At 60.1% G+C, this 13,979-nt stretch carries 12 protein-coding genes; 2 read left to right on the forward strand and 10 right to left on the reverse strand.

The window, feature by feature from the left end; translation table 11 throughout:
- Positions 1-16: 16 nt before the first annotated feature.
- The 7 genes from AB4N91_RS25725 to AB4N91_RS25755 form a co-directional block, all read right to left on the reverse strand.
- Positions 17-3,070, reverse strand: coding sequence for an efflux RND transporter permease subunit (locus AB4N91_RS25725; RefSeq protein WP_010464825.1), 3,054 nt, complete (start codon positions 3,068-3,070; stop codon positions 17-19).
- The gene (locus AB4N91_RS25730; RefSeq protein ID WP_424481377.1) at positions 3,067-4,134 is read right to left on the reverse strand and encodes an efflux RND transporter periplasmic adaptor subunit; all 1,068 of its coding nucleotides are present in this window, start codon (positions 4,132-4,134) and stop codon (positions 3,067-3,069) included. The genes AB4N91_RS25725 and AB4N91_RS25730 overlap by 4 nt, the downstream gene beginning before the upstream one ends.
- Entirely contained in the window at positions 4,131-5,234 is a 1,104-nt protein-coding gene (locus tag AB4N91_RS25735; RefSeq protein ID WP_145309097.1) for an efflux RND transporter periplasmic adaptor subunit, read from the reverse strand. Before AB4N91_RS25735 ends, AB4N91_RS25730 begins: the two co-directional genes overlap by 4 nt.
- A gap of 686 nt (positions 5,235-5,920) precedes the next feature.
- Complete coding sequence (locus tag AB4N91_RS25740; protein ID WP_010464830.1) at positions 5,921-6,703, reverse strand: MetQ/NlpA family ABC transporter substrate-binding protein; 783 nt, start codon at positions 6,701-6,703, stop codon at positions 5,921-5,923.
- 174 nt (positions 6,704-6,877) lie between these two features.
- Complete coding sequence (locus tag AB4N91_RS25745; protein ID WP_083375298.1) at positions 6,878-7,810, reverse strand: sigma 54-interacting transcriptional regulator; 933 nt, start codon at positions 7,808-7,810, stop codon at positions 6,878-6,880.
- Between the two features lie 59 nt (positions 7,811-7,869).
- Positions 7,870-8,451 carry an alpha/beta hydrolase gene (locus tag AB4N91_RS25750; protein WP_424481378.1) on the reverse strand — a complete coding sequence of 194 codons (582 nt, stop codon included), beginning with the start codon at positions 8,449-8,451 and terminating at the stop codon, positions 7,870-7,872.
- A gap of 384 nt (positions 8,452-8,835) precedes the next feature.
- Positions 8,836-9,909 (reverse strand): fatty acid desaturase, encoded by a 1,074-nt coding sequence (locus AB4N91_RS25755; protein ID WP_304818576.1) that lies wholly within the window; start codon positions 9,907-9,909, stop codon positions 8,836-8,838.
- A gap of 100 nt (positions 9,910-10,009) precedes the next feature.
- Here AB4N91_RS25755 and AB4N91_RS25760 point away from each other — a divergent pair, with 100 nt between their 5' ends.
- The gene (locus tag AB4N91_RS25760) at positions 10,010-11,014 is read left to right on the forward strand and encodes an AraC family transcriptional regulator (protein ID WP_010464838.1); all 1,005 of its coding nucleotides are present in this window, start codon (positions 10,010-10,012) and stop codon (positions 11,012-11,014) included.
- Between the two features lie 156 nt (positions 11,015-11,170).
- On the opposite strand, the gene AB4N91_RS25765 is transcribed toward AB4N91_RS25760, so the two are convergent.
- On the reverse strand, positions 11,171-11,536 hold the full coding sequence (locus AB4N91_RS25765) for a response regulator (protein ID WP_154502551.1): 366 nt from the start codon (positions 11,534-11,536) through the stop codon (positions 11,171-11,173).
- A 70-nt stretch (positions 11,537-11,606) separates the two neighbouring features.
- Positions 11,607-12,293 (reverse strand): Crp/Fnr family transcriptional regulator, encoded by a 687-nt coding sequence (locus AB4N91_RS25770; protein WP_010464842.1) that lies wholly within the window; start codon positions 12,291-12,293, stop codon positions 11,607-11,609.
- A gap of 84 nt (positions 12,294-12,377) precedes the next feature.
- Here AB4N91_RS25770 and AB4N91_RS25775 point away from each other — a divergent pair, with 84 nt between their 5' ends.
- Complete coding sequence (locus AB4N91_RS25775; RefSeq protein WP_010464844.1) at positions 12,378-12,896, forward strand: Mpo1 family 2-hydroxy fatty acid dioxygenase; 519 nt, start codon at positions 12,378-12,380, stop codon at positions 12,894-12,896.
- Between the two features lie 92 nt (positions 12,897-12,988).
- Here AB4N91_RS25775 and AB4N91_RS25780 read toward each other — a convergent pair whose 3' ends face one another.
- On the reverse strand, positions 12,989-13,978 hold the full coding sequence (locus AB4N91_RS25780) for a sulfate/molybdate ABC transporter ATP-binding protein (RefSeq protein ID WP_010464846.1): 990 nt from the start codon (positions 13,976-13,978) through the stop codon (positions 12,989-12,991).
- Position 13,979 lies beyond the last annotated feature (1 nt).

The raw sequence follows: 13,979 nt of genomic DNA on the forward strand, positions 1-13,979 counted from the left end.
GCGCGTAGCGCTCGCCTTACTGCACCTCTTTCTGCGGCTCGCGGATTTTGTACCAGGCGACATAAAGCGCTGGCAAAAACAGCAGCGTCAGCAACGTCGCAATAATGATCCCGCCAATCATGGCGTAAGCCATCGGCCCCCAGAACACTTCCCGGGCAATCGGGATCATCCCCAGGCTGGCCGCCGCAGCGGTCAACAGAATCGGTCGGCGTCGATGCTCCGTGGCCTGCGCCACAGCATCCCAAGGTGAAACGCCCTCTTTCTCCAAGGCGTCGATCTGGGTCACCAGGATCACCGAGTTGCGGATGATGATGCCGATCAGCGCCAGAATCCCCAGGATCGCCACAAAGCCCATTGGCGTGCCCGTCGGGATCAACGCCAGCACCACGCCGATCAGCCCGAGCGGCGCGACACTCGCCACCAGGAACAGCTTCTGCACGCTGTGCAGCTGGATCATGAGGAAGGTCGCCATCAGAAACAGCATCAGCGGCACCACCTTGGCAATCGGCCCCTGGGCCTTGCCGCTTTCCTCCACCGTGCCACCCGTGGCGACCGAGTAACCCACCGGCAAACCGGCGGCGAATTTATCGATGGCGGGGTTGAGCTGTTTCACCAGGTCAGTCGGCTGAATCTCATCACGCACTGCCGCCTTGATGGTGATGGTCGGCTTGCGGTCGCGGCGCCAGACCAGCGGTTGCTCGAGTTCATAGCGCACCGTGGCGAACGCCAGCAGCGGAATCGACGTGCCGCTCGGGGTCACGATCTGCAAGTTTTGCAGGGTTTCCGGCGTGCCACGTTCCGCGTCCACCGCGCGCCCCACGACGTTGATCAGGTAGATATCGTCATCGACCTGAGTCACCGGCGAACCAACCACAATGCTGTTCATCAGGTTGGCCACGTCTTCCGACGACAGCCCCAGTTGCCGCGCCTTGTCCTGGGCGATCTCGATGCGCAGGACTTTGCCCGGTTCGTTCCAGTCGTAAATGATCTCGCCGATGTGCGAGTTCTTGTCCAGCTCGGTGGCCAGGGCGATGGCGTGCTTGCGCACCTGATCGATGTCCTTGCCGCTGACCCGGTACTGAATCGGGCGACCCACCGGCGGGCCCATTTCCAGCGCCTGGACGTAGCTGCCGATCCCGACGAAATCCTTGCGCAGCCGTTCGCGCAAGCGCTGACTGAGGGCGTTGCGCGATTCCAGGCCTTTGCTGACGATCACCAGTTGCGCGTAGTACGGGTTCTGTAATTGCTGGTCGAGGGGCAGGTAGAAACGGATTGCGCCTTCGCCGATGTAAGTGCTCCAGCGCACGATGTCCGGGTCATCCTTGAGCGTCGCTTCGAGCTTGTCCACCGCCTTGCGGGTTTCGGCCATCGAGGCGTTTTGCGGCAGGTTGAGGTCGACGAGGATTTCCGGGCGGTCCGACGACGGGAAGAACTGGTTCTGCACGAACTGCATGGAAAACACCGAGGCCACGAACAGCGCAATGGTGATACCGATCGCCCACCAGCGATTGCGCATGGCCCAAAACATCCCGTAATTGAATGCACGGCCGATGCGCCCGGGCTCGGCGTCATGGGGTTTCACCTTGGCGCTGAGAATGTGCACGCCGATCACCGGGGCAAACAACACAGCGACAATCCACGACACCAGCATCGCCACCGCAATAACGGCAAACAGGGTGAAGGTGTACTCGCCCGCCGAGCTGGCGTTCAACCCGATGGGCACGAACCCGGCGACGGTCACCAATGTGCCGGTGAGCATGGGGAACGCCGTGGAGGTGTAGGCAAACGTCGCCGCCTGCTCCTTGGTCTCGCCCATTTCCAGGCGTGTGACCATCATTTCGACCGTGATCATTGCGTCGTCCACCAGCAGGCCGAGGGCGATGATCAATGCGCCGAGGGAAATCCGCTGCATGGTGATGCCGCTGTATTCCATGAAGATGAACACCATGGCCAGCACCAGCGGGATCGAGCACGCCACCACCAGCCCGGCGCGCACACCGAGGCTGACGAAGCTGACGATCAGCACGATCACCACCGCTTCGAACAAGGCACTGGTGAAGCCTCCGACGGCTTTTTCCACCACTTCGGCCTGATCGGACACAGTGTGCACACCAACGCCCACCGGCAAGTCTGCGGTCAGGTCGGTCATGCGCTGGTGCAACGCCTTGCCGAACTCCTGGATGTTGCCGCCCTTCTTCATGGCGATGGCAAGGCCGATGGCCGGGTGACCGTTGAAACGGAACTCCGGGGTCGCCGGGTCAACGTAGCCACGGCTGATGTCGGCGATGTCGGCCAGGCGGTAGAAGCGGTCATTGAGCCGCAGGTTGACGTTGGCCAGGTCTTTCTCGGAAGCGAACTGCCCGGAGGTGCGCACCGAGATGCGCTCCGGGCCGGACTCGATCACACCGGCCGGGGTCACCGAGTTCTGGGTTTGCAGGCTTTGCACCACCTGGCGTTGATCGATACCCAGCGCCGCCAGTTTACGGGTAGAGAAATTCAGGTAGAGGACTTCGTCCTGCTCACCGACCATCTCGACCTTGCCCAGCCCCGGCACTTCACGAATTTCAGCGCGAACCTGTTCCACGTAATCGCGCAACTGGCGCATCGACAAGCCGTCGGCGGTAAAGGCGTAGACCGAACCGAACACATCACCGAATTCGTCGTTAAATCCCGGCCCTTGCAGGCCTTGGGGGAAGTCACCGCGAATGTCGTTGATCTTCTTGCGCACCTGGTACCAGATTTCCGGGATGTCCTTGGCACTGGTGGTGTCGCGCAGGTTGACGAACACCGTGGACTCGCCGGGCCGGGTATAGCTTTTGACGTAATCGAGGGAGTCGAGCTCTTCGAGTTTTTTCTCGATGCGATCCGTGACCTGCTTGAGGGTTTCTTCCTGGGTCGCGCCCGGCCAGCGGGTCTGGATGACCATGGTTTTGATGGTGAACGACGGGTCTTCCTCGCGCCCCAGGTTCATGTACGAGAACACGCCCATCAGCAGCGCGACGAACATCAAATACCAGACAAACGACTGATGCTTGAGAGCCCATTCGGATAAGTTGAAACTCCCTTTCATTGGGGGCTGTCCTCGTCGATTTTCACTTTCTGTCCGGGTTTCAGGCTGTTCACACCCGCGCTGACCACCCGCTCACCCGACTTCACACCGTTGGCCAGGACCATGGTCGAATCGGTGCGGCTGAGAAGGTTGACGTCCCGTGGGGCAACGGTCTGGGTCTGCGTATCGACGACCCAGATGCGCGATTGCCCACCGACCTCCTGTAGCGCACTCAAGGGCAGTTCGATGCGGGGTTTGATCGCGGAGCTGAGGGTGACGCTGATCGCGGTGCCCAGGCGAAAACCGGGCGGTGTGTCTGTCAGGGTCAGGCGGGCTCGACGGGTACGGGTCGCACTCTGGGCCTGGGGCTCGATTTCACGAACAGTGGCCGTCGTGTTGATACTCGGGTCCAGTTGCGCCGCGACTTGAAAGACGACGTCGCTCGGGAGTTGATCGACCAGGGTGTCCGGCAGGTCGATCACCGCCTCCTTGATGTCCGGCTGCGCCAGGGTCACCACTTGCTGGCCGGCGGTGACGACTTGCCCGGCTTCGGCATTCCACGCGGTGACGATGGCTTTGTGGTCCGAGCGCAATTCGACATAGTTGAGCTGATCCTTGGCCTGATCGACCGCCGCCTTCGCTTGATCGAGAGAGGCCTGGGTGGTCTTCAGGTCGGTCTGCGCGACATCGAGTTGCGCCTGGGCGCCGACGCCGCGATCGAACAATTCCTGCTGCCGCCGGGCGCTGGCCTGGGCGTTGATGTATTGCGCCTGGACGCTGGCCAGATCGCCCTGGGCGGAACGCAGCTGATTCTGCTGATCGGTAGGGTCCAGGGTGGCGAGCAGCGCGCCCTTTTCCACTTCGGCACCGACATCGACGTTACGGCTGGCGATGCGCCCCGGCACGCGGAACCCGACATTGCTTTCATAGCGGGCCTGGATGCTGCCGGCGAAGCGGCCGAGATTTTCCTCGTTCAGCGACTGGACCTTGACCGACAGCACCGGACGTATCGGCTCCGGCGGCGGTTCCTCTTTCGAGCAAGCCGCCAGCATCATCGCCGTGCACACCAGTAACAGACGCTTCATGGCTGGGCTTCCACAGCAAGATCCTTGTAGGTGTTTTCGGCGATTTCAACTTTCACGCCGGGGTGCAGCAACTGACCGCCCGCGATGACGACTTTCTCGCCGCTCTGCAGGCCGGCGCTGATGATCACTTTGCCGGTCAGGTAACGACCGACCGTAACATTGTGCAGTTGCGCCTTGCCCTCGCCATCCACCAGCCATACCGCCGGATCGCTGAGGTTTTTGGTCAGGGCCGACCACGGCAATTCCACGGCGGACTTGCCCGGAGTCTTGGCCGTAGCGCTTACCACCGAGCCCAGTTGCATGCCCTCGGGCAGGCTGTCGAGGGTGACTTTGACTTGCACGGTGCCGGTCTGCGCGGACACCGCCGGGGTGATCTCCCGCACGGTGCCAGTGGTTTTGATCGACGGGTTGTCGAGCAGGCTGACCACGATGGTTTTATCCTCCGGCGCCTCGGCCAGCAGCGATTCGTAGACGTTGAACACCGCGTCACGCTCACCATCGCGCGCCAGGCTGAAAATCGGCACCGTCGCCTGCACCACCTGGCCGACCTCGGCCTGACGCGCCGTTATCACGCCTGGCGCCTCGGCAATCAGCGCGGTGTAGCCGAGTTGTTCACGGGCGTTGGCAAATTGCGCCTGGGCAGCGGTCAACGCACTCTGACTGCTGCGCAAGGCAGCTTGCGCGGAATCGTATTCGCTTTGGCTGGTGTAGCCCTTGGGCAGGAGTTTTTGCTGGCGGACAAACGCGGCGGCGGTCTGCTTGACCCGGGCCTGCTCGGCGGTGACTTGGGCCTGGGCCGAATTGACGCTGGTCTGCAGGTCTTTGGGATCGAGTCTGGCCAGCACTTGTTTGGCCGACACTCGGTCACCGACATCGACCATGCGCTGAATGATCTTGCCGCCCACGCGGAACGACAACTCAGTCTGGACCCGGGCCTGAACATCGCCGGTGAGCGTCACCGACGCGGCGTAATCCAAGGGTTTGACCTCCTGGACGAAGACCCGTGGACGGTCCTTCTCGACCGGTTTTTTATCGCCACACGCGGTCAGTAGTGCAAGGAGGCTCAGACCAACCGCTATTTTCAATCCGGGACCAGCCATGCAGACTCCTTTGCGTTGTACGGACGTGCCAATGGCGATACGACTGTGAGCTTAGAACAGGGTTCCATGGGTGCACCTGACGCCCTCAAATAAAGCCATCAAGTCACAAATCTTGTAGCACGCGGCGGAGCCCACTGAGAGCCAGCCTGAGGTTCGGATGACAGTCGTGTTGGCCAGCTTCACGTCGACCTTGTCGCATCACGCAAAAAACTATCCCGCGGATTTGTCGCGGCGAAAGAAGACGACTATTTTCCTTGCAGCTGTAGGAGGGATCTTTTTTTCAAAAAGCCCCTCCAAGGACGCACAGCTTTTGGCCAGACTCCCTGGCTGAACCCTCACAAGGAAGAGAAAAATGGCTGAGATGAAAGTGCCACAGCGGTTGGATCCGCAGGAAATCGTGAAGTTATTGGTGGCATTGCGCCGGGCGCTGGAGGCCAGGGTAGCCTGAATGCGCGGGCGCTTTTGTGGCGAGGGAGCTTGTCGGACCGCCGCACCGTCCCGCTCGACTGCGCAGCAGTCGCAAAATCAGTCGAAACGGTGTGCCTGAAGAAGCGCATGTGCAGGATTTAGGGTCGCAACCCAGCGGGAGCAAACGCCCTCGCCACAGGTTTCTCGCAGGCAAAAAAAAACGCCGACGCTTTACCAGCCGTCGGCGTTCGAAACCTTGAAGGGGTTTACCTCGCGAATCAGAACGCCGGCAGTACCGCGCCGCTGTACTTCTTCTCGATGAATGCTTTCACTTCCGGGCTGGTCAGGGCTTTGGCCAGTTTCTGGATGGCAACGCTGTCCTTGTTGTCCGGACGAGCCACCAGGAAGTTCACGTAAGGCGAATCGGCACCTTCGATCACCAGCGCATCTTTAGCCGGGTTCAGACCTGCTTCCAGCGCGTAGTTGGTGTTGATCATGTCCAGGTCGACCTGATCCAGCACACGCGGCAGCATGGCCGATTCCAGTTCCTTGAACTTGAAGTTGTGCGGGTTCTTGGCGATGTCTTTCGGCGTAGCCAGAGCGTTTTTCGGGTCTTTCAACTCGATCAGGCCAGCCTTCTGCAGCAGGATCAGGGCACGGCCGCTGTTGCTGCCTTCGTTCGGGATGGCGATGGTCGCGCCGTCTTTCAGCTCAGCCAGGGTTTTGACTTTCTTCGAGTAGCCGCCGAATGGTTCGACGTGCACGCCGATCACGGTTACCAGATTAGTGCCTTTGCCTTCGTTGAAGCTTTTCAGGTACGGCAGGGTCTGGAAGTAGTTGGCGTCCAGACGCTTCTGATCGACCTGTACGTTCGGCTGAACGTAGTCGGTGAACACTTTGATTTCCAGGTCCACGCCTTCTTTGGCGAGGGTTGGCTTGATCAGTTCCAGAATCTCGGCGTGTGGAACCGGGGTCGCCGCCACCACCAGTTTCTCGCCAGCCTGGGCCAGGCCCGCGGTCAGGGCAGCCGCCAGTGCGGTGAACAACAGAACCTTTTTCATGCAGTGTCCTTATCGAAAATCACGGTCGTCAGCGACGACGGCTAAATAGTACGTGTGCCAGTGAAGTGCTATCGCTGGCGTGAGGCGGACAATACCGGGATTTTTTATTCCCGAACAATATCTTTTATTCACTCTCATATTCCATTTTGTTCATACAGCTCTAACCCACACGGGTTACAGCATTCGGCTAAAGCTTTCGAGCAGATCCTTCAGAGCCGAACGCTCGTCAGCCGTGCCGTTTTTGCTCACTTGAGCGATCTGCTGCTCTATCTGCACCAACGACACAGGCACTTCAGGCAGATTCAAATGCTCCGGCAAAATCTCGTCGCCGGTACTGACCAGCAGCGCAAAGTGAATGACATTCTCCAGCTCCCGGGTATTGCCCGGCCAACTGTGCCGCTCCAGCACCAACTGCGCGGCCTCACTGATCAGCGGCACCGGCAGGTCGAGGCGCTGGCTGTAGATGCCGAGGAAATATTCTGACAGCGACAAAATATCCCCGACCCTGTCACGCAATGCCGGCAGTTCGAGTTGACCTTCGCTGAGGTAGTGATAAAGCCGCTCATGGAATTTCCCGGCCGCCACCGCCTGGGCCAGATCGATACTGGTGGCCGCCACCAGGCGCACGTCCACCGGGCTCGGTTGCTGAGCGCCAACGCGGGTGACTTCGTGGTTTTCCAGGGCGGCGAGCAATTTGATCTGGATCGGCAGCGGCAAGTCGCCGATCTCATCCAGATAGAGCGTGCCGCCATTGGCCGAACCGAACCACCCCGCGCGGCTGCTGGCCGATCCGCTGTAACTGCCGGCGGCATAGCCGAACAGTTCGGCGTCAGCATAGGTCGGGCTGATGGCGCCGCAGTTGACCGAGACGAATAACCCGCCGCGATCACTGGCACGATGGATGTGCCGCGCAAGCAATTCCTTGCCGCTGCCGGTTTCACCACGGATCAACACCGAGATCGAGCGCGGCGCCAGTTGTTCCAGCTCCAGGCGCAACTGCCGGGAACGTGGATCGACAAACACCAGCGCCTTGGCGCGAATACTCAGGGGACTTTTTTCTGCGTCGGGAAAGGTCAGCAGTGGCTGACCGAAGGCTTCGAAACTCATGGCAGACTCCCGCCCTGAACCGCCGGGAGACGGGTTGGCGTTCTAAAAAAGAAAAAGGTTCAAGCACGTCGCAGGGCGTGGTGTTCCATTCGATTTTGCAGGCGGTAGAGATAGGCAAATCCCTGCTCCCAGCGCTGGTGACCGGACTTCACGTTGATGTGTCCGGCACCCGGCAGAATCCCCGCCTCGGCGCCCCAGTTGCGAGCCAGCTCCAGGGCTCGCGGCGCACTCACGGCGCTGTCGTTGTCGGAGCTGACGACCTGGCTCGGGAAGGGCAAAAGGGCTGTGGGAATCGGTGCGAAGTTGCGCAAGGCCGGAGCACATGCCGGACGTTCAACGTCCGCCGGCGCGACCAGCAAGGCACCGCGAACCTGTCGCAAAAAATGCAGCGATGCCGTGGCCGCCCAATGGGCGACCGTAATGCAACCCAGACTGTGCGCAATCAAGATCACCGGCGTGCTGTCGGCAGCAATTGCTTCTGCCAGCGCGGCAACCCAGTCTTCACGACGCGGCGTCAGCCAGTCGGCCTGCTCCACCCGAGCGCTATTGGGCAGGCTGTTCTGCCAGTGACTTTGCCAATGATCTTCCGGCGATCCTTGCCAGCCCGGCACAATCAGGTAGCGAATTGATTCGTTGCGCATGGGGGAGCTCTCCTGCTGCGTGTCTGTTCCCGGTCGAGTATAGAGAGGAGAGTTATATCCGTTAAGGAATAAGAAGCTATTTATTAAGACCTATAAGGAATATTCGGTGGTTTTAAAAAGACAAAAAAAGGGACCGCACCCTGCCAAGGAGACGGCCCCGGAAACTCAAAATTTGCCAGCGCTAATCAACACCACTGGATGCGATGATTGACTTAAATGCTTATCCAATAAAGGAATATTTAATTACTTTATTAGATCCTAAACGCATAATTGGATCGCGATACAGCAACTACCAAGTCATCCTGTTTGGGTCATAACGTACCGACCCTTTGGGTCAGATTGATGACGGGCGCCTTTGCCGTGTTGAGTTTCCGAGAACATCGATCACGCCTGAGCGGCACGCACCTCCTGCGCCTCTGCTGTTTCCTCACGCACAAACCGGTTCGCCCGCCCAAACGTCCCGAAATCATTGAACCGCACGCCCATCTCGCGCATTACCTTATGCGCTACCGGCACGGTCATCTGGCGGATGTAAAACGGTTCCTTCACCACGAAGTGATGAATCCCGTGGCTACTGCCGAAGTTGAAGCAGAACGCTTGCATCGGCCACATCCACCAAGGGTTCAGCACCTGGGTTTGCTGAATCACATTCCCCGGCTCCACATCCCCGTAGTAATGCATGTTGGAGCTGACAAAATGCAGGCAAAACGTGCGCAACACGTTCGGGCCGATGATCACCACCGCCGCGATGTCGATGACTGTCATCACCGACAGCGTGGTCGCCGACCATTCGATGGGTGACCCCATCAGGTAGGCAATGCCATTCGCCGCATGGAAACCGAGGAACATGTACCAGGCGCCCCAATGCACCAGCGCCAGCGGCGCGTAGACCTTCAACGTGCGTTTGATGATGCTGAATTTATGCGCCCAGGTCTTGGCGCGCAGCATGCGAATGAACGCCGACATCACGTTGTCGCCGACCATCAACAACCGCGCAAATCCCCAAGGCTCGCCGTTGGTGATCGCGCGCTCTTCCATGTCGGCTTCCGTACCGGACACCTTGTGGTGATTGAGGTGCAGATGCCGGCGAATCCATGGATTGATCGTGCTCGGGCGCGCCAGCCACACCAGGCCCATCATCAGGTTGTGCGGCACCCGTTGTTTGCGAAAGTACATGCTATGAATCAGGTCGTGTTCCAGCTCGTGAGTCAGCGAGGCGAAAAACGCGTTGAGCAACAGGCACGCCCACCAGGCCAGGTGCCCGGTCAGGTAGAGCGCCGCTGAACCGATCATTCCGGCCAGCGCGAAGGCCAGAATGCCCGCGCCCAAGGCGTCCTGATGGTTGAGAATGGGGTAGCGTTTGCGCAGTTCGACCCCTCTGGCCAGCACCACTTCGCGAATATGCGCTGATCGTTGGGCTGCATTCAGTCGCTGGGGACTTGCAGAAGTACCGTCCATGCTTCCATCCTCTGGTTATTGATGTTCGCATCCTGCCTTGTGAACCCTCACACCGTGGTAGCCGTGAACGCCAACCTGTTGACCGGAAGCGCCAATCAGCATGACTGAACCGACCTCCCTCGCCAGCTGGACCCGCGCCCTGCGCAAGCAACTCGATGCGCTGGGCCTCGACAGCACCGCTCTGTGCCAGCAGGCGGGGCTCGACCCGCAATTGATGGACGACCCGAACGCCCGTTACCCGTTGTCGGGCACCACGCGCCTGTGGGAAATCGCGGTGCAGGTCAGCGGCGACCCGGCGATTGGCTTGCGGGTGTCGCGTTTTGTCAGCCCGACCACGTTCCATGCGCTCGGTTATGCGCTGGTGGCCAGCGGCAGTCTGCGCGAAGTGTTCGAGCGCATCGTGCGTTATCACCAGGTGGTCAGCGATGCGCTGGAACTGGAACTGACCCGCGCTGAAGATCGCTACCGCTTCCGTCTGAAAATTCCGCAAGGCAATCCCGCACCGGCGCTGGAGGCCATCGACGCGTTTGCCGCGATTTACGTGCGCACCTGCCGCAATCGCCTGGGCCGCGAATATGCCCCGCTGGCGGTGTATCTGCGCCGCCCGGAACCGGCCGACCCGCATCAATGGCACAAAGTCTTTCGTTCGCCGGTGCACTTCGCCGCCGACGAGGACCGACTGGAATTTGCCCTCGTGGACTTCGACAGTCACCTGGACGATGCCAACCCGGAACTGGCTGAACACAACGAAGCAGTGCTCAAGCGTACTTTGGCGCAACTCAAGCCGCTGACGTGGGAACGCAAGGTCCGCGATGCCATTGAAGAACAATTGCCCGAAGGCGAACCGAGCGCCGAACACATCGCCAAGGCCCTGCACCTGAGCTTGCGCAGCCTGCAACGGCATCTGGCGGACGAAGGTTGTCGATTCGACGCGCTGCTCAATGAAAGCCGCGAAAACCTGGCGCTGCTGCACCTGCGTGACCCGCAATGCTCGTTGAGTGAAGTCAGCTATATGCTGGGGTTCGCCGATACCAGCAGCTTCAGCCGCGCGTTCAAGCGCTGGACCGGGATGACACCGGGGCAGTTTCGGGATGGGTTGCGGTGAAACATCGGAAAGATGGTTTGCCAGAACCGGCCTCTTCGCGGGCAAGCCTCGCTTCTACAGTGGTTCCATATGGACCACAATATCGCGGCAAATCGAAAAACCTGCAGGAGCAAGGCTTGCCCGCGAAGGGGCCAGGCCAGACACCGCAGTAACGCCCTAACGCCCCCGATCCCGCCGCAACAACTTGCGCACCCGCGTCACCAGTTCGCTCACGGCAAACGGCTTGAGCAGGTAATCATCTTCATGCAGCTCCAGACCGCGCAGGCGATCTTCGATGCCGTCCCTGGTGGTCAGCAACAGCACCGGCGTGTCGCCGAGCTTGCGGATCTGTTGCAGCAACTGCCAGCCGTTGAGCCCCGGCAGCATCACGTCGAGGATGATCAGATCGTATTCGCCGGACTCGATAAAGCGACGCCCGTCCATACCGTTGAGCGCCACATCGACTGAATAACTCGCCTCGTTCAGGCCGTTGGCCAGGCGTTTGGCGATCTCCTGTTCGTCTTCTACTAGCAGCACACGCATGGCACACCTCGATTGTCGTCATCACAGGCTAGGCGTCTTCGCGGGCAAAGCCCATCAAAAACGCTGAGTTTCAGAAAATCGCCAATGCCCGCAAGCCCTCGGCGTTGAGGATTTCGATCTCGCCATACTTCAAATTCAGAATGCCCTGCCCCTGCAAGTCCTTGAGGATCTGGTTGGTGGTCTGGCGCGACAGCGACAGCATTGACGCCAGTTGCTCCTGCGGCAGTTGCAGCACTCGGCGCGGCGGATCGTATTCGCCGTAGCCCTCGGCGATCATCAGCAGGCGGTGAGCCAGGCGTGCCGGGGCGGGCATCAGGCTCAGCTGTTCGAGGTTGATGAAGGTCAGGCGCAGTTTGTGGCTCATCAGCAATGCCAGCTGCCGCCAATACACCGGTTGTTCGTCGAGCAACGCCAGCAATGCCGCCTGCGGGATGTGCAACAGGGTGCACTGGCCAACGCCGAACGCATCGTGGGTGCGTGGCTGGCCGTCGAACAGGCAGATTTCGCCGAACCAATGGGGCGATTCCACCAGGCTCAACAGCGCTTCCTTGCCCTGCTCGCTGACCGCGCCGATGCGTACCGCGCCTTCGATCACCGCATACAACCCGCACGGCGGGTCACCGCGTTTGAACAACAGCTGCCCGGTCGACAACCGTCGCACCCGGGCCGCAGCCAGCAGACTATCCTGTAAGGGAACCGGTAAATGACTGAACCACTGCCCCGACTCCAGGCGCGAACGCCAAACCTGCATGTTCATGAAAACTCCTGGAGATTGTCGCCTGCCTGACAGAGCGAAAGGTGAACCCGAGGCATGATCAATCACCCTACAGGAGGAATAACAATGAAAAGCCTCGTTGACCATCTCAGTCAATACGCCGCTTACCACCGTGACCCGCGCAATATCGCCAGCCACTTTATCGGGATTCCGCTGATTGTGGTGGCGGTGGCGGTGCTGCTGTCGCGGCCGCAATGGGTCGGGGGCTGGGTGTCGCCGGCGGTGCTGCTGGCACTGGCCTCGGCATGGTTTTACCTGCGCTTGGAGGTACGGCTCGGGGTGTTGATGACGGTGCTGCTGGGGCTGTGCGTCTGGGCGGGTCAGGTTCTCGCGCAGCAAAGTACGCTGGTGTGGCTCTCGAGCGGGATCGGGATGTTTGTGGTGGGCTGGGCGATTCAGTTTGTCGGTCATCACTATGAAGGACGCAAACCGGCGTTTGTCGATGATGTGACGGGGTTGATTGTCGGGCCACTGTTTGTGGTGGTTGAACTGGCGTTTTTGCTAGGGATGCGGCGGGATTTGAAAGAGCAGATCGAGGCGCGGGTGGGTGGGGTGCGGGTCAATCCGAAGCGCGCTGCTGCGTAGATTGCTTTCGCGGGCAAGCCTCGCTCCTAAAGGGGATCTATGTACGCCATAGATCCCCTGTAGGAGCGAGGCTTGCCCGCGAAGCTTTTGCCTTAGATGTTGGCGAGTTTCTGCCAGACCTTGGGCTTGAAGAACAGCGTATCGCCCTTCGCCAGGTCGATCAGGCTGTCGTGATCCTTCACCACTTCAGCTTCGATCAACTCGCTCTGGCCTTCGACCTTCAACGTCACCCGAGTGGTCGCGCCCAGCGGACGGATATCCCGCACTTGCGCCGCGTGATGGTCTTCCAGCTCATGCCGCGACAGCGACACTTCATGCGGGCGGAACAGCACATGGTTGTCTTCGCCCAGATGCAGGCGGTTCGAATCACCGAGGAAGTGATAAACGAAATCGCTGGCCGGGTTTTCGTAGACGTCGCCCGGTGAGCCGATCTGTTCGATCACGCCTTTGTTCATCACCACGATACGGTCGGCGACTTCCATGGCCTCTTCCTGGTCGTGGGTCACGAACACCGAGGTCAGGTTGATGTCTTCGTGCAGCCGTGCGAGCCAGCGACGCAGCTCCTTGCGGACCTTGGCGTCGAGCGCCCCGAACGGTTCATCGAGCAGCAGGACTTTCGGCTCCACCGCCAAGGCACGGGCCAACGCGATACGCTGACGCTGGCCGCCGGAGAGTTGCTCCGGGTAGCGATCCGACAGCCAATCCAGTTGCACCATGTTCAGCAGTTCATGAACCTTCACCGCGATCTGGCTTTCGCTTGGGCGCTGGTTTTTCGGTTTCATGCGCAGGCCGAACGCGACGTTGTCGAACACCGTCATGTGACGGAACAGCGCGTAGTGCTGGAACACGAAGCCGACATTGCGATCACGCACGTCGTGGCCGGAGACGTCTTCACCGTGGAACACGATGTTGCCCTGATCCGGGGTTTCCAGGCCGGCGATGATCCGCAGCAGCGTGGTCTTGCCGCAACCCGAAGGGCCGAGCAGGGCCACGAGTTCGCCGCTTTGAATGTCCAGGCTGATGTTGTCCAGCGCCTTGAACGCATTGAAATTCTTGCTGACGTTACGCACTTCGATCGACATG

It is taken from the genome of Pseudomonas sp. H3_D04 (genome assembly GCF_054669175.1).